Consider the following 17,000-nt stretch of genomic DNA (forward strand, 5'->3'; position numbering starts at 1 on the left):
TACAAAATTTGTATTTATAGTTAAGTTATGATGGTGAACTAATAAAAAAACAGCAAGCTCCCTCGCTTTTCGGGCTAATTTCTTCTTTTTATCCCTCGGTTGAGCAAATAATTATATTGCACAAGTGGACAATTAAGTGTAAAAAAGTGCAAACTTTCGCACGAAATACCAACAATTTGAGTTACACTCTGTCAAAGTAACTCATTTCATATACAGGCAGGAATAGGACCGATGAAAAAACTGCTTCCTTTACTCGTAAGTGCAACCCTCGCCAGCACCAGCGTCTGGGCAGACGATCTTGCACAAATTTATGACCAAGCAAAAGAAAATGATCCTCAGCTACTGAGCGCAGCCGCTCGTCGTGATGCTGCCTTTGAAGCTGTCACTTCCAGTCGTAGTTCTCTTTTACCACAAATTAATTTAACGGCTGGTTACAACCTAACTCGTAGTGATGAAGACGCTCGCGAAAGCGATCGTCTCAGTGCTGGAATCAAATTTTCACAATCACTATATAATCGCTCAAGCTGGATCACGTTAGATACCGCAGAAAAACAAGCCCGCCAAGCCGATGCAGAATATGCTGTCATTCAGCAGAATTTAATTTTGAGAGTGGCTCAAGCCTACTTTGAAGTGCTCAGCGCACAAGACAACCTAGAGTTTGTCCGAGCAGAAAAAGCGGCGGTCGCGCGTCAACTAGAACAGACCAAACAACGTTTTGAAGTTGGGTTATCTGCCATTACCGACGTACACGATGCCCAAGCACAATATGACGGTGTTTTAGCGCAAGAAGTATTAGCTGAAAATACATTAATTAATAGCTATGAGTCGTTACGTGAAATTACAGGACAAGAGTACGCAAATTTAAATATCCTAGATACGGATCGTTTCTCAGCAAGCCGTAGTACTGAGTCTGTTGAAGCGCTCATTGAACGGGCACAACAACAAAACTTATCTTTGCTTTCTTCCCGCATTGCACAAGACATCGCCAAAGATAATATCGCGTTAGCCAACTCTGGCCACTTACCTTCTCTCACCTTAGATGGCGGGTACAATTATGCTCGCGAATCCAATAGTAATAGTGGTTCATATAACTATAGCGGTCACGACTACAACGATGTTGCCATTGGGGTCAATTTGAGCGTGCCACTCTATACGGGTGGTAATGTCACATCGCAAACCAAACAAGCACAATACACCTATGTCGCCGCGAGCCAAGACTTAGAAGCTTCGTTTCGGACGGTGGTGAAGAGTGTTCGCGCTTACAACAATAATATTAATGCCTCGATTGGTGCTCTACGCGCTTATGAACAGACGGTTATTTCCGCTCGCTCTGCTTTAGAAGCGACTGAAGCTGGCTTTGAAGTCGGCACGCGTACGATTGTCGATGTGTTGGATGCCACTCGTCGTCTCTATGATGCGAACCGTAATTTATCTTCGGCTCGTTATGATTATATTCTTAATGTACTGCAGCTTCGCCAAGCGATTGGCGCATTGAACGAGCAAGATATTTTGGATATTAATTCAGGATTAAAAACGGCAAAAAAATAGCACCATAACGGAATCAAAAATGGTAAAGGGCTCATCTGAGCCCTTTTTTATCGTGACAAATATTCAACTCGACAACCAAGGTTATCGGCAAACTCAGGGGATCGAGTATGACACTTATTAGCGAAGCAGAAATAAAAACATTAACCTTTTCCACCGCGGATGGCCTGAATAATTTCTGTGGTTGAGCAACCCTCTTCAAAGTTGAGTACTTTCACCTCGCCACCAGCCGCGATCACTTCCGCACCACCAGCGATATCTTCAGGTTTATAATCACCACCTTTGACTAATAAGCTCGGTAACACTTCAGCAATTAGACGTTGTGGCGTATCTTCTGAAAACGGTACCACCCAATCAACCGCACCTAATCCAGCAAGTACCGCCATACGTCGATCGGTCGGGTTAACTGGGCGTCCTGGGCCTTTTAAGCGCTTCACGGATTCATCGCTATTCACAGCAACAATCAGTCGATCACCTAGCTCGGCGGCGTGATTGAGATAAGAAACATGTCCAGCATGTAAAATATCAAAGCAACCATTGGTCATCACCACTTTCTCACCACGAGCCTTGGCTTTTTTGACCGCTTCAATCAAGGCGTGTTCACTGATGATCCCAAAATCAGATTCTTTGCTGCCATGAATGGCTTCTGCCAACTCTATCGTCGAAACCGTTGATGTGCCGAGTTTACCGACGACCACTCCGGCAGCAGCATTCGCTAACGCACACGCATCATCTAACGACTTTCCAGCAGCTACCGAGGCGGCTAATACCGAAATCACCGTATCACCAGCGCCTGTCACATCAAACACTTCTTTGGCTTGTGTCGGCAAATGAAACGGTTCCATACCACGACGCAATAATGTCATGCCATGTTCACTTCGAGTGATCAGCAAGGCCTCAAAATCAAATTGTTCGATCAGGGCTAAGCCTTTCTCAACCAGATCTTGTTCCGATTTTACTTTGCCGACGACCTGTTCAAACTCAGCCATGTTAGGAGTCAATAAGCTGGCTCCACGATAGCGTTCAAAATCAGCGCCTTTGGGATCAATAAAAACGGGTAGGTTCGCCGCACGAGCTTGTTGAATCAATGCTTGAACATGCTCTAAGGCCCCTTTCGCATAGTCAGATAAAATCACAGCATTCACATGGGGCAAGGCATCGGTCATCCGAGATAAAACCAGCTCAGCATCGTATTGCGCAAATTTTTCTTCAAAATCTAAACGAATTAACTGTTGGCCACGGCTTAATACTCGCAACTTGGTGATCGTGGGATAATTGGTTAATGCGATAAAATCACACTGTACATTCAATGAAGTGAGTTTTTCGGTTAAGACTTGTGCCGGTTCATCCATACCGGTTAAGCCGATAATGGTTGCCTGCCCCCCCAAAGAGGCGATATTCATGGCCACGTTCGCCGCCCCACCTGGACGCTCTTCATGATGCTCGACTTTCACAACGGGAACAGGAGCTTCTGGCGAAATACGTCCAGTTGGACCATGCCAGTAACGATCAAGCATGACATCACCGATGATCAAAACGCCTGCTTTGTTGTAGTCAGGTAGGATCGGTTTCATTATGGAATCTCCACTATTAATCTCGCCGCGCAGTGTAGCACAAGCCTTTGAGCCGCTAAAGATTTCACCTTAGCGTCTGTTAACCTTTTGCAGTTACATTTTATTCGAAAGGTCAACAGCCCCTAGCCAGTTATGCCAAATTAGCTTCACGACTTCCCGCTCAGCAATTAATTTTGCTTCATCGACATCGGCATCTAAATTAAGTAAGTTGCGATGATGGATTTGATCGCGCATACAAGTATATGCATGAGTTAATGCATTTGCGGATGATTCATCGAGTACACCAAGCTGAATCAGTGACTCAAAGATGCGCACATTGTCAGACCAACGAGTTAACTTAGGATATTGATGGCTGTACAGCAACACCCAGTATTGCGCTAAAAACTCAATATCAGCAATGCCACCTTCATCGTGCTTTAGCATAAAACGCCCGACTTTTTTACTGCCTAAGTGTTGACGCATTTTTTGACGCATTTCAATCACTTGCTTTTGCAACGTAGCTTGATCTCGCGGTAGCGATAAAATGGTATGCCTAATGTCGCTAAAGTGGTGCTGTAAAGGAGCGTCACCATAAATCATCCTCGCCCGAACTAAAGCTTGATGCTCCCAAGTCCATGCTTCTTCTTGTTGGTAAAGCGCAAAAGCATCTAAAGGAGAAACTAATAAGCCGGATGCCCCCGAGGGACGTAATCGAGTGTCCACTTCATATAAAATGCCAGAAGCAGTACGTGTTGAGAACAAGTGGATCACCCGCTGGGCAAGACGGAGATAAAACTGCCGACCATCAATCGGTTTTTCTCCATCAGTGACTGAAGAGATCGGACAATCATGCACAAAGACAATATCTAAATCGGAGTTGTAGCCTAACTCCCAGCCTCCAACCTTACCGTAACCAATCACGGCAAAACCTTTGCCGTCGCGCTCGGCAAGGTGATTCGGCTCGCCATACTTAACGCTGACTTGTAACCATGCTTGATGAATGACCGCTTCCACAATCGCTTCGGCTAAATAAGTTAGATGATCACTGACCTTCATCACTGGCAACACACCGGCAATATCTGCTGCAGCAATTTTTAAAATACAAATTTGCTTAAACTGACGTAGCGCTTCCATTTGTTGCTCCATATCCTCTTCAGGGATTCGAGCTAAGAAATCACGCAACTCTATTTTATAACGGTCTAAGGCGATGGGATGATAAAGCTGCTGCGGATCAATCAACTCATCTAACAAAATAGGATAACGCGCTAGTTGCTCTGAAATCATCGGGCTCGCGGTACATAAACGCACCAACTGGTTTAGCGCAGCGGGATATTCATCCAACAGTTCCAAATAAGTGGTTCGTGTGGCAATACGATTAAGTAAAGAGAGCACTCTGGCTAGACCAAACTGAGCTTCTGGATGAGAAAAAATCACCTGATAAATTTTGGGCATCAAACGGTTTAAAACATCTCGACCTCGTGGGCCAATGGTTTTTTTAGCCAAATCCTGCTTAAAGTGAATACAGGTGTTCGCCACCGTTTCAGGCTCAAGTAATTTTAAATCATGCTCAAGGATATGGAGGATGACTTCTGGCTTATGAGCCATATCCCAAAGTTCATGAAAATAGGGAGCAATCAGGAGATCATCTTCATCTTCTTCACCGATAAGTGCAATAAAGATTTGATGAACCTGTGCCATCTCAAACTGTATGCGCTCAAGCAGTGATGACCACGAATCATAACCCATGGCGTAAATTAGCCGCCATTGATCATCGGTTTTATCGGGTAGCGTTTGCGTTTGTTTATCCTCTATCGCTTGCAGTAAGTTTTCTAATCGACGTAAAAAGCGGTAAGCCGCCATCAACTGCTCGATTTGATCGACAGACAGTAATTCTAATTCTCCAATCGCTTGCAACGTTTCGAGCAAGCCTCGGTGACGCAAGCTGGGTTCTCGTCCGCCGCGGATCAATTGGAAAACTTGGGCGATAAACTCAATTTCTCGAATGCCGCCTGCCCCTAACTTGATATTATTACTCAACCCTCGCCGACGGACTTCACTACGAATCATCGCTTTCATCCGGCGTAAGGACTGAATAGCGCTAAAGTCGATATAACGACGAAACACAAAAGGACGTAGCATTTGACGTAGCTCTTGATAGCATTGATACATTTCACTGCCCATCACTCGAGCTTTGATCATGGCATAGCGCTCCCAATCACGGCCTTGCTCCTGGTAATAATCCTCAAGAGCGGCATAACTCATCACCAAAGGACCACTTTCACCGAAGGGACGCAAACGCATATCGACTCGATAACAAAAACCATCTGGCGTTTGCTGATCCAGCATTTTAATGATCCGCTGGCCTAAGCGAGTAAAAAATTGGGCATTATCAATCGAACGACGTACACCTTGAGTGTGACCGTTTTCCGGATAAGTAAAAATCAAATCAATATCAGAGGAGAAATTTAACTCGCCGCCTCCTAATTTTCCCATCCCAATGATTAGCATCGGCTGCGCTTGCCCCTCTGCGTTACAAGGCGTTCCCCATTCTTGACAGCACTGTGCGTATTGCCATTGATAGGTTTCAAACACAATTGCTTCGGCCAACTCAGACAAATGATTCAAGCTCTCTTCCAACGGCCAATCTGAGAGGAAGTCACGCCAAGCAATATAAACCATTTCTCGGTTACGAAACTGACGCAAAATGCGTTGCCCCTCAGTTTCATTCTCACAGGATGCAAGTAATCGATTTAATTGTGGACGATAGAGTGATGTACGCTGTTTTTCTCGCAGCAACAAGGGAAGCTCCTGACATAAAACCTCGTCACGCAATAACGTTTCAGCAATAAAAGGGCTTAAACCGAGTAACGTGTGTAACTGGCTAAGTAATGCCTGAGGCCAGCTAGCAATAACGACATGCTGGGTAACAAGTTGCTGATAATATCGTTCAGCCTGCGTCTCTAATGATTGAGGGAGTGACATGCTTCATCCTTGTCTGCTTACTGAGAAAACCCAAGGTGAACACTTTAGCTCAGACAAATAAAAATAAAAACGCCCACTTTCATTATGTGGGCGTGTTACTGAGCCGGAAAAATTCGCGTTATACCTTAAACACAGTAATTTTATTATCCAACTCTTCTGCATTATTTTGCATAATTTCAGACGTTTCCAATAGTTCACTGACCACGGTAACCGAAGCTTCGACCAACTCTCGCACATTGGTTAAGTTTTGATTCATTTCATCAGCAACACTACTTTGTTGTTCAGCCGCAGTAGCAATTTGGAAATTCATATCATTGATTTGTTGGACTTGCACCACGATACCATCTAACTCACTGCCAGCATTGGTAACCAGCTCGACCCCATCTGCCGCTTCTACGACACTTTTTTCCATTAAATCAACCGCCGAGTTTGCACTACTTTGCAGCTGAGAAATCATTTCTTGAATTTCAACTGTCGCAGATTGAGTACGCTGTGCCAGATTACGGACTTCATCAGCAACGACAGCAAAACCACGCCCGGCTTCACCAGCGCGAGCGGCTTCAATCGCTGCGTTTAATGCTAATAAGTTGGTTTGCTCTGAAATACTTTGAATGGTTCCTACTACGCTACCAATCGCGATCACACGTTCTTCGACTTGATTCACAGCAGCTGCAGATGCTGCGATATCTTTAGAGAGTTGATCAATCTTACTGATGGTTCTTTGTACAAACTGCTGGCCAGTTTTAGCTTGTTGAGAGGTATTTTCTGTTAATGACGAAGCATTTTGCGCATGTTCCGCAACGGTTTGGACTGTAGAAGACATCTCACTCATTGCGGTTGCGAGCTGATCAATCTCGTTAAACTCTTCTTGCGCTGACTCTTTGGTTTCAGACATGCTGATGGTCATCACTTCCGTCAAAGCCGTGAGTTCTTGAGATGTGCTGATCTGCATTTTGATCAATTCTTGTAATTGATGTCGAGTAATCTCAAGCTCTCGAGCGACATCACCGTATTCATCTTTACATTCCATCACAATGGGCTCAGATAAATCTCGCTGAGCCATTTGTTTGATAGATTCATTCAAAAATTGAGTCTGGCGCAGCATCACCCGAGCGGCAAACAAAAGTAGCGCCACAAACACAACAATCATTAGCCCCGTTTGCCACACGACCTGAACGAGGTATGCATCATAATGTTGTTGAGCCACCTCAATATTTTGGGTTGCAGCCAACAGGGAATCATAGAACAAGCTGGCATCCCATAACTGTTTAGCAATAACCAGTAAGGTGCTGAAGATCATCAGCATGACCATCTTGGGTATCAGACGTACATCTGTGATAACCCGTTCCCACGGTTTAAACGCTATCCTCGCCATTGTCTGTTCTCCACTCAGTTCAATTATCTATTTTTAATATTTTTTACCAAATATTCTCTCGAAAACACGAATTATTTCGAGCACCGTATGAAACCCATAGTACCAAAAACCCACTCGTATCAATGAGTGGAATATCGCTAATTCAAGGGTCGATAACCTAATTTGTGATCTCAAACGGATTATCAGCCAATGACAAATATAAGCTAAAAATAGACACAAAATTATCGTTGATCACTTTCTTCCCTATCGACTGAGTATGGAAATACTCAAGCAACTTGTCGATTCAACACCACCGATTGTGATCTAAGTCGATATTTGATACCGATAAATCGCGCCAATGCTGAAGGCCAAAACATAAAAGGGATGCAATTGCGCATCCCTTTTATGTGTTAAGTGACTTAATCACGCTAGCTTAATCGCGCCAATAAGGCGGAATTTCAACTCCAATCATTCGCGTTTGCTCCATCGCATGAAGGATCGAATGTTCTTGACGAATCAACCAACGATTCACTTGTTCTTGATCTTCCGCTTCCAGTGTATCAAGTAAGGTGGCTAAGGTTTTTAATGTTAAAAGATCATCAATACCATGCAACAAATCAGCCCATGGCATGCGAAATGCGAGCCGTTTTTCCGCATCATATAAACGAGCAAAACCGATCCCCGTATAGAGAGTACGCATCAAGCGGTATTGTTGATCAATATATTCTTGGCTGGATAATGTTTGCTCGGGAGGAAAAACGTCCATAAGCTCAGCCCACGCTCGCTCAAGCTGCTTTATAGAAAAACCACGAATATTTCTTGCCATTCGCTCGCGAGCTTTTTCATCCAAAAATGGTTGCCATCCCCGGGTTAAAATCCAGCGACTAAGATCCAGTAATAAGCCTGTATAACGAGCAGAATGAAGTAATTTAAGAGACTCATCCCGTTGTGGTAGTTCTTCTTGGCGCTGCTTGAGTTCCGTAACTAAAAATTTTCGCGCTTCTAACTTACGCAGCGCGTAGCCTTTATCTTTCAGTAAGTCATCCAAATAATCGTAATGCTTTAACCAGGCTAATTCACCTTCAAGCCATTTTAGTTCTTGACGCAAAATCGCACTGGCACGACGAGGAACGATTCCACCATAAACCGTCAACAGCTGACGAATAAAGCTAATCGCATGACTAATTTCATGCAGCGCTGCTATAGAATCTTGCTCAATATAAATTTGTTCATGATAGTGCCAATGTGACAACGCATGCTCCAAAGAACGGATAAAGCAAGACTCAACACTATCATCACTTTGGGTATTGACTAAGCTCAACGGCTGAACCTCATCACCAGAATAATCGGCAGCTAAACGATAACCACGCGCCGCTTTACTCAAGTTACCCAAACGCATGCCACCTTGATCACTTAAGTGACGCGCTAAGACAAACAATGCATCCGTTTGACCGGATTTTAGCTCAAGTTCTACTTCACAAATTGGCGCTTGATTTACTCCAGCTTGCACCACACCTTGATCAAATGCGACTTCAATCTGGCTACCATCGGCCATACCCACGAGCCACTGCTCACGAGTGAAGTTAGTCGCAAATAAAGGTAATAACTGGGTTTGTAACTCAGCCAGTTCGCGTCCTTCTGGCCAAATATCCGCAGGATGAAGAGAGAGGTCAGGCTCGTTACTGCTATGCTCTGCATTATATTCAGGCCGTTGATGTAGCCCTGCGACGACTCGCCCCGCCGTTTTGACTGTTTGCACATATACTTCATCAAAACGACGAATGCGTAGCCCAATATCATGTTGACGTAACCAGTTATCGGCAGAATCAAAATAGGTATTTCCTAACTCTCGACAACTGTGCTGAAGTACTTTGGTTTCAGAAATTTTACTACGTAAAACCTCTGAAAAATCTGGAGAAACAAAAAACTTCAGTTCTATTTCGGTTTCCATACTTATACCTTTCGCAGCAGATAGCCACAGGATATTGCCTAAAAGGCGACGGGGCAAGAGAGAAATATCGACCAATTGATGATCTAAAACAGTTTTAATACGTCAATTAATGGGTTAACATGCGCGCCTTTATAGCCAACGCTCAACATTTCGCCATAATATGGCATCTGTTCTTTTTAGGTTATAGCTATTAGGTTGAATGACCATGCCAGTAAATACCATTATGGGGTTATTTGCAAAGTCCCCAATTAAACCTTTGCAACGACACGTTGTGTGTGTCAATGAATGCTGCTCTCACTTGATCAACTTCTTTGAAGTTTGTGCTCAAGGTGATTGGGAAAAAGCAGAAGAGATACGCGCACAAATTTCTCATCTAGAGAAAGAAGCTGACGTGTTGAAACGTGAAATCCGTCTCAAACTCCCTCGAGGGCTGTTTATGCCGGTTGATCGTACTGACATGCTTGAGCTTCTCACTCAACAAGATAAACTGGCCAATCTTGCCAAAGATATTGCGGGTCGTGTTTATGGTCGTCAGCTTATTATCCCTGAACCTCTCCAAGAAAACTTCATCGCTTACGTTAGCCGCTGTCTTGACGCAGCCAAGCAAGCGCAGAAAGTGATCAATGAACTCGATGAGTTATTAGAAACTGGATTTAAAGGTCGTGAAGTCACGCTGGTGGCTGAAATGATCAATCAACTGGATGTGATCGAGGATGACACCGATACGATGCAAATTCGACTCCGCCAACAATTAATGGCGATAGAGTCGAAAATGAATCCGATTGATGTCGTATTCTTATACAAAATTTTTGAATGGGTAGGCGGTATTGCCGATCAAGCTCAGCGCGTTGGTGCTCGGCTTGAAGTCATGCTGTCGCGCTCTTAAATCATAAAGTTAACCAAATAACTAAGAGTATTAATCGTACCATCACAGTTTAGGCGTTGATTATTGTTCTCGCTGATGGGATTTTTCGTGCCGAAAAAGTACTACGATTTTACTCCGCTTGTTATCAACAACTAGGTATTACGATGGATATCCTTGCGAACTACGGCACAGTCCTGATTCTTGTTGCAGCGATCTTCGGTTTATTGATGGCCATTGGTATTGGGGCAAATGATGTTGCCAATGCAATGGGCACATCTGTGGGCTCAAAAGCCCTGACTGTAAAACAAGCCATCATCATTGCGATGATTTTCGAATTTGCTGGTGCTTACCTGGCGGGAGGTGAAGTTACCGACACTATTCGTAAAGGTGTCATTGAACCGGCACTCTTTGCTGACCAACCCGAACTGCTTGTCTATGGCATGATGTCTTCTTTACTGGCTGCGGGAACATGGTTATTGCTGGCCTCTTACATGGGGTGGCCGGTTTCCACAACGCACTCAATCATCGGTGCTATCATCGGTTTTGCCTCTGTCTCTGTCGGCACTGATGCGGTCGATTGGAGCTCAGTACAAGGCATCGTCGGAAGTTGGATCATTACTCCGTTTATCTCTGGATTGCTAGCCTACGCCATTTTTGTCAGTGCCCAGCGGCTTATTTTTGATACAGAAACGCCGCTGCTCAATGCCAAACGATTTGTGCCAATCTATATGTTTATTACCACCATGGTGATCGCTTTGGTAACCATCAAAAAAGGGTTAAAGCATATTGGATTGCACCTAACCAGCACTGAAGCTTGGCTCTGCTCGATCGCTTTTTCTGCCTTCATTATGTTGTTAGGTTATATATATATCTACAAACGCTTTTCAAATACCGAAGAGAATCCTGGTTTTTCCAGCGTAGAACGTATTTTCTCTGTATTAATGGTAATTACCGCCTGTGCCATGGCCTTTGCTCATGGCTCCAATGATGTGGCTAATGCCATCGGTCCTTTGGCCGCTGTCGTCTCAACCGTTGAACATCTTGGCCAAGTAACTGGGCAAAGTGCCATTGCTTGGTGGATTTTACCCCTAGGGGGCATCGGGATTGTCGTTGGCCTTGCGACATTAGGGCATAAGGTCATGGCGACGGTAGGGACAGGAATTACCGAACTGACGCCTAGCCGCGGCTTCGCCGCTCAGCTAGCAACCGCCTCAACCGTGGTGCTCGCATCCGGAACCGGCTTGCCTATTTCAACCACCCAAACCTTAGTCGGCGCGGTGTTAGGCGTTGGATTTGCTCGCGGTATTGCGGCACTAAATTTAGGTGTCGTTCGCAATATTGTCGCCTCATGGATAGTAACGTTACCCGCTGGCGCACTACTTGCGGTGATCTTCTTCTATACTATCCGAGCTGTTTTTGGCTAATCAGTCATATCAAGAATCTGTCAATGGTTTGTCATTATTGACTCAAACGCACAGAAAGGGAGGCTTGGCCTCCCTTCTTTGTTGCACCAAGTCCATAAAGTTTTTACTATCAGCCAAACAACCTTAAAAGCGCGACCAAATTCTCATAAAACACTCAATTGCGTGTTTACTCTCTAGGTGAGAAAATTTGTCCATCGCAACATTGACCATAACTAAGGGATAAACCGTGAAAAAACTCGTCTGCATGGTGCTATTTTCTCTCTTGACCGCACCAACGCTTGCACAAGACCGCTATATCGCAGATAAATTGTTTACTTATATGCATTCAGGTCCAAGTAATCAATATCGAATTATTGGTTCGATTGATGCGGGAGAAAAAATAAAACTGCTCAATACCAATAAAGAAACCGGCTATAGCCAAGTGGTCGATAGTCGAGGCCGTGATGGCTGGGTGGAAAGCCGCTTTGTCACGCGAGATATCAGCATGGCAGTACGTCTTCCTCTGCTGGAAAAGGAGTTGAAAGAAGTAAAAAGCCAATTGGCCAACGCTCGGCAGAATGCTGATAGTGAAAAAGCCGGCTTAATCGATTCATTAGACGCTCGCAATAAACAAATTGCCGATTTAGAAAAAAGCTACGGCGAGATTAGCCAACAGCTCACTGCATCACAAGCAGAAGTTCGTGAACTTCGTGCAAAACTAGATACCCAGAAAGAAGATTTACTGCTGAAATACTTTATGTATGGCGGCGGCGTCGCAGGTGGAGGCTTACTGTTTGGCTTACTCTTGCCGCACATTATTCCAAGACGTAAGCGTAACCCAGCAGGATGGGCATAGCGACGATTGTTCTTTATCACGGCCACCTAAGGTGGCCGTTTTTATCTAACGACTACAAGGAATGCAAGTGCAAATTTACCTAGTTGGCGGAGCCGTCCGCGATCAATTACTTAACCTTCCTGTTTATGATAAAGATTGGGTGGTCGTCGGCAGTAGCCCAGAGCAGATGCTGCGAGAAGGTTATCAAGCGGTTGGAAAAGATTTTCCCGTCTTCTTGCACCCCAAAACAAAGCAAGAATATGCCTTAGCGCGCACCGAACGTAAAACCGGTGCAGGTTATACAGGCTTTGCCTGTTATTACGCTCAAGATGTGACACTTGAGGAAGATTTGGCTCGACGTGATTTAACCATTAATGCCATAGCTCAAAACAGCCAAGGTGAATTGATTGATCCCTATGGTGGAAAAAAAGATATTGAGCAGCGTATCTTACGCCATATATCAAAAGCGTTTGTTGAAGATCCACTGCGAGTTTTACGTGTCGCACGCTTTGCTGCCAAGCTGGCCCATCTTGGTTTTACGATTGCTAAAGAGACCCAGCAATTGATGCAGCAAATTAGTCAATCTGGTGAACTCAGCCACTTAACGCCCGAACGGATTTGGCAAGAATGGCATAAATCACTGGCAACACCAAGCCCAGAGGTTTTCCTTGCGGTACTACATGAATGTGGTGCACTTGCGGTGGTACTTCCTGAACTGGAGCGTCTTTTTGGTGTCCCACAGCCTGAACAATGGCATCCAGAAATCGACACCGGTATTCATACATTATTGGTTGCCAAACAAGCCGCTCAACTGTCATCTTCTTTAACCATACGCTTTGCGGCCCAAGTTCATGACCTTGGCAAAGGGGTAACCCCCAAAGCACAATGGCCGAGCCATAAAATGCACTGCCAGACTGGCATCGGCATTATCAAGCGGTTATGTGAGCGTGTGCGGATTCCTAATGAGTTTAAAGAATTAGCCTTATTAGTCTGCGAGCAGCACTCAAACATTCATAGAGCAGCGGAATTAAAAGCCAGCACCAAACTCAAAATACTCGACAAATTAGACGTATGGCGTAAACCAGCGCGTTTAAATGAGGTATTACTTTGCTGCCAAGCCGATCATGCAGGCCGCTTAGGATGTGAAGAGACACCTTACCCACAGAGTGTACTCTTTAACCAAGCTTATCAGGCAGCATTAACTGTTGATGTTCAGCAGATTATTACAGAGGGTTTTCAAGGGAAGGCCATTAGAGAGCAATTAACTCAACGCCGAATTCAAGCGATTGCCGCTTTAGATCGGCACTAATAACGCTCAATCCAATCAACCAAGATAAATAGCTAGATGGCTTGTGCTACAAAAACGCCCTACATTTCAGTAGGGCGTTTTACTATAACAAAGCTAAGCGATTTCGCGAGAAATTATGCTTGGCCTTTAACTTCTTTAAGACCGTTGAAAGGAGCACGAGCACCTAGCGCTTCTTCGATACGGATCAATTGGTTGTACTTAGCAACACGGTCAGAACGGCTCATAGAACCTGTTTTGATTTGACCTGCAGCAGTACCTACCGCTAGATCAGCGATAGTTGCGTCTTCAGTTTCGCCACTGCGGTGAGAGATAACAGCAGTGTAACCTGCATCTTTAGCCATCTTAATTGCAGCAAGAGTTTCGGTTAGAGAACCGATTTGGTTGAACTTGATCAAGATAGAGTTAGCAACGCCTTTCTCAATACCTTCAGCAAGGATCTTAGTATTTGTAACAAATAGATCGTCACCAACCAATTGGATCTTATTGCCTAGCAGTTGAGTTTGGTGTGCAAAACCAGTCCAGTCAGACTCATCTAGACCATCTTCGATAGATACGATTGGGAACTTCTCAACCAACTCAGCTAGGTAATGGTTGAACTCTTCAGAAGTGAAGGTTTTACCTTCGCCTTTCATGTTGTAGATGCCAGCGTCTTTGTCAAAGAACTCAGAGGCTGCACAGTCCATCGCTAGAGTAACGTCTTTGCCTAGCTCATAGCCAGCAGCAGCAACTGCTTCTGCAATAACTTCTAGCGCTTCAGCGTTAGATTTAAGGTTAGGAGCGAAACCACCTTCGTCACCAACCGCTGTATTATAACCTTTAGACTTAAGCACTTTAGCTAGGTTATGGAATACTTCAGAACCGATACGTACAGCTTCTTTTAGCGTTTTTGCGCCAACTGGTTGGATCATGAACTCTTGGATGTCAACGTTGTTATCGGCGTGCTCACCACCGTTGATGATATTCATCATTGGTAATGGCATAGAGAACTGACCTGCAGTGCCATTTAGCTCAGCAATGTGCTCATAAAGAGGCATGCCTTTCGCTGCTGCTGCTGCTTTAGCGTTTGCTAAAGAAACAGCTAGGATAGCGTTGGCACCAAATTTAGATTTGTTTTCCGTACCATCTAAGTCAATCATGATTTGGTCGATTGCAGCTTGATCTTTGGCATCTTTACCGATTAATGCTTCCGCGATCGGACCATTAACAGCCGCAACAGCTTTAAGAACACCTTTACCTAGGAAACGAGCTTTGTCGCCATCGCGCAACTCAAGTGCTTCACGAGAACCAGTTGATGCACCAGATGGAGCAGCCGCCATACCAACGAAACCGCCTTCTAGGTGAACTTCCGCTTCAACAGTTGGGTTACCACGTGAGTCGATAATTTCACGACCTAGAACTTTAACGATCTTAGACATTAATGTTTCCTCTCATTGAATTTAAATGTCAAAACTAAAAGGATAGCGGCACAACTTAAGCCGCTACCCATATCCTTTTACTTTAATTCACCGCGTTGGAACTGACCCGCTGCTTTGACGAAACCAGCAAAAAGTGGATGCCCATCACGCGGAGTCGATGTAAATTCTGGGTGGAATTGAGCCGCAATAAACCATGGATGCGCTGGATTTTCAATCACCTCAACCAGTTTTTTATCTGCGGATAACCCAGAAACCTTCAGGCCGGCTTTTTCAATTTGTGGACGAAGGTTGTTGTTTACTTCATAACGATGACGATGACGTTCATGAATTGTGGCACTTCCGTACAATTCATACGCTTTTGTCCCTTTCGTTAGGTGGCAAAGTTGAGAACCTAGACGCATCGTACCGCCTAAATCTGAACTTTCGGTACGTTCTTCAACCTTACCTTCACTGTCAACCCATTCTGTGATTAAGCCTACCACAGGATACGGGCTTTCTTTGTTAAATTCTGTTGAATGTGCACCAGTCATACCCGCGACATTTCTTGCATACTCAATCAGTGCAACCTGCATACCTAAGCAGATACCAAGATAAGGGACACCGTTTTCACGAGCATATTGGGCGGCAAGAATTTTACCTTCAATGCCTCGGTCACCAAAACCACCCGGAACCAAAATAGCATCCACACCTTGTAAGATATCAACCCCTTTGGTTTCAACATCTTGTGAATCGATATACTTAATGGTCACGCTAAGGCGATTCTTCAGCCCTGCATGTTTTAGGGCTTCATTGACCGATTTATACGCATCTGGCAATTCAATATATTTGCCTACCATACCAATGGTGACTTCACCCGTTGGGTTGGCTTCTTCATAAATAACTCGTTCCCACTCAGAAAGATCCGCCTCTGGTGCGGTAATACCAAAACGCGCACAGACTAAATCATCTAAACCTTGAGATTTAATTAATTGTGGGATTTTATAAATAGAATCAACATCTTTCATCGAAATAACGGCTTTTTCTGGCACGTTACAGAATAAAGCGATTTTTTTACGCTCGTTAGCAGGGATCACACGATCACTACGACAAACCAAAATATCCGGTTGAATTCCGATAGAAAGCAACTCTTTAACTGAGTGTTGGGTCGGTTTGGTTTTCACTTCACCAGCTGCCGCGAGATATGGCACCAAGGTTAAATGCATAAACATCGCATTCTCGCGACCAACTTCAATGGCAAGCTGACGAATGGCTTCCATAAATGGCAGTGATTCAATATCACCGACGGTACCACCGACTTCAACGATAGCAACATCATGGCCTTCAGAGCCAGCAAGCACGCGATCTTTTATCGCATTAGTAATATGAGGAATGACCTGAATTGTAGCTCCAAGGTAGTCACCACGGCGCTCTTTACGCAAGACATCGGCATAAACACGACCAGCAGTAAAGTTATTGCGCTTGGTCATTTTAGTACGAATGAAACGTTCGTAATGGCCAAGGTCAAGGTCAGTTTCAGCGCCATCTTCCGTGACAAACACTTCACCATGTTGAGTTGGGCTCATTGTGCCGGGATCAACGTTGATGTAAGGGTCAAGCTTCATCATGGTCACTTTTAAACCACGAGCTTCTAAAATCGCCGCAAGCGATGCTGCTGCAATACCTTTACCTAGAGAGGATACGACCCCGCCAGTAACAAAAATATAATTTGTCGTCATGTTTAACCTGAAATTGGTTGAATGAGGGAAATGGATTTCTTCTGGACGGGATGAAACTATACCAGAACCCATT

The 17,000-nt window shown here is 44.5% G+C and carries 11 protein-coding genes; 5 read left to right on the top strand and 6 right to left on the bottom strand.

The window, feature by feature from the left end:
• Window positions 1–231 precede the first annotated feature (231 nt).
• Window positions 232–1,548 carry an outer membrane channel protein TolC gene (gene tolC, locus CAG57_RS03760; protein WP_161428507.1) on the top strand — a complete coding sequence of 439 codons (1,317 nt, stop codon included), beginning with the start codon at window positions 232–234 and terminating at the stop codon, window positions 1,546–1,548.
• Between the two features lie 140 nt (window positions 1,549–1,688).
• Here tolC and hldE read toward each other — a convergent pair whose 3' ends face one another.
• The 4 genes from hldE to CAG57_RS03780 form a co-directional block, all read right to left on the bottom strand.
• Entirely contained in the window at window positions 1,689–3,119 is a 1,431-nt protein-coding gene (hldE, locus tag CAG57_RS03765) for a bifunctional D-glycero-beta-D-manno-heptose-7-phosphate kinase/D-glycero-beta-D-manno-heptose 1-phosphate adenylyltransferase HldE (protein ID WP_099610568.1), read from the bottom strand.
• 93 nt (window positions 3,120–3,212) lie between these two features.
• The gene (gene glnE, locus CAG57_RS03770; protein ID WP_161428506.1) at window positions 3,213–6,080 is read right to left on the bottom strand and encodes a bifunctional [glutamate--ammonia ligase]-adenylyl-L-tyrosine phosphorylase/[glutamate--ammonia-ligase] adenylyltransferase; all 2,868 of its coding nucleotides are present in this window, start codon (window positions 6,078–6,080) and stop codon (window positions 3,213–3,215) included.
• Window positions 6,081–6,198: 118 nt separating this feature from the next.
• Entirely contained in the window at window positions 6,199–7,455 is a 1,257-nt protein-coding gene (locus CAG57_RS03775) for a methyl-accepting chemotaxis protein (protein WP_099610566.1), read from the bottom strand.
• 412 nt (window positions 7,456–7,867) lie between these two features.
• Window positions 7,868–9,385: a CYTH and CHAD domain-containing protein gene (locus CAG57_RS03780; protein ID WP_161428505.1), complete on the bottom strand. Its 1,518-nt coding sequence runs from the start codon at window positions 9,383–9,385 to the stop codon at window positions 7,868–7,870.
• A gap of 205 nt (window positions 9,386–9,590) precedes the next feature.
• On the opposite strand from CAG57_RS03780, the gene CAG57_RS03785 reads away from it, so the two are divergent.
• The 4 genes from CAG57_RS03785 to CAG57_RS03800 all read left to right on the top strand — a co-directional run bounded on the left by CAG57_RS03785 (window position 9,591) and on the right by CAG57_RS03800 (window position 13,797).
• Window positions 9,591–10,271 (top strand): TIGR00153 family protein, encoded by a 681-nt coding sequence (locus CAG57_RS03785; RefSeq protein WP_161428504.1) that lies wholly within the window; start codon window positions 9,591–9,593, stop codon window positions 10,269–10,271.
• A gap of 143 nt (window positions 10,272–10,414) precedes the next feature.
• Complete coding sequence (locus CAG57_RS03790) at window positions 10,415–11,674, top strand: inorganic phosphate transporter (protein ID WP_161428503.1); 1,260 nt, start codon at window positions 10,415–10,417, stop codon at window positions 11,672–11,674.
• Between the two features lie 226 nt (window positions 11,675–11,900).
• Window positions 11,901–12,509 (top strand): TIGR04211 family SH3 domain-containing protein, encoded by a 609-nt coding sequence (locus CAG57_RS03795; protein WP_099610564.1) that lies wholly within the window; start codon window positions 11,901–11,903, stop codon window positions 12,507–12,509.
• Between the two features lie 67 nt (window positions 12,510–12,576).
• The gene (locus tag CAG57_RS03800) at window positions 12,577–13,797 is read left to right on the top strand and encodes a multifunctional CCA addition/repair protein (protein WP_161428062.1); all 1,221 of its coding nucleotides are present in this window, start codon (window positions 12,577–12,579) and stop codon (window positions 13,795–13,797) included.
• Between the two features lie 113 nt (window positions 13,798–13,910).
• Here the strand turns inward: CAG57_RS03800 and eno are convergent, their stop codons facing one another.
• Window positions 13,911–15,212, bottom strand: a complete 1,302-nt coding sequence (eno, locus tag CAG57_RS03805; RefSeq protein ID WP_099610563.1) for a phosphopyruvate hydratase — start codon at window positions 15,210–15,212, stop codon at window positions 13,911–13,913.
• Between the two features lie 77 nt (window positions 15,213–15,289).
• Window positions 15,290–16,927: a CTP synthase gene (locus tag CAG57_RS03810; protein ID WP_161428063.1), complete on the bottom strand. Its 1,638-nt coding sequence runs from the start codon at window positions 16,925–16,927 to the stop codon at window positions 15,290–15,292.
• Window positions 16,928–17,000: the final 73 nt, after the last annotated feature.

The organism is Vibrio sp. V30_P3S12P165 (genome assembly GCF_009904905.1).
Classification (GTDB): Bacteria; Pseudomonadota; Gammaproteobacteria; order Enterobacterales; family Vibrionaceae; genus Vibrio; species Vibrio fujianensis.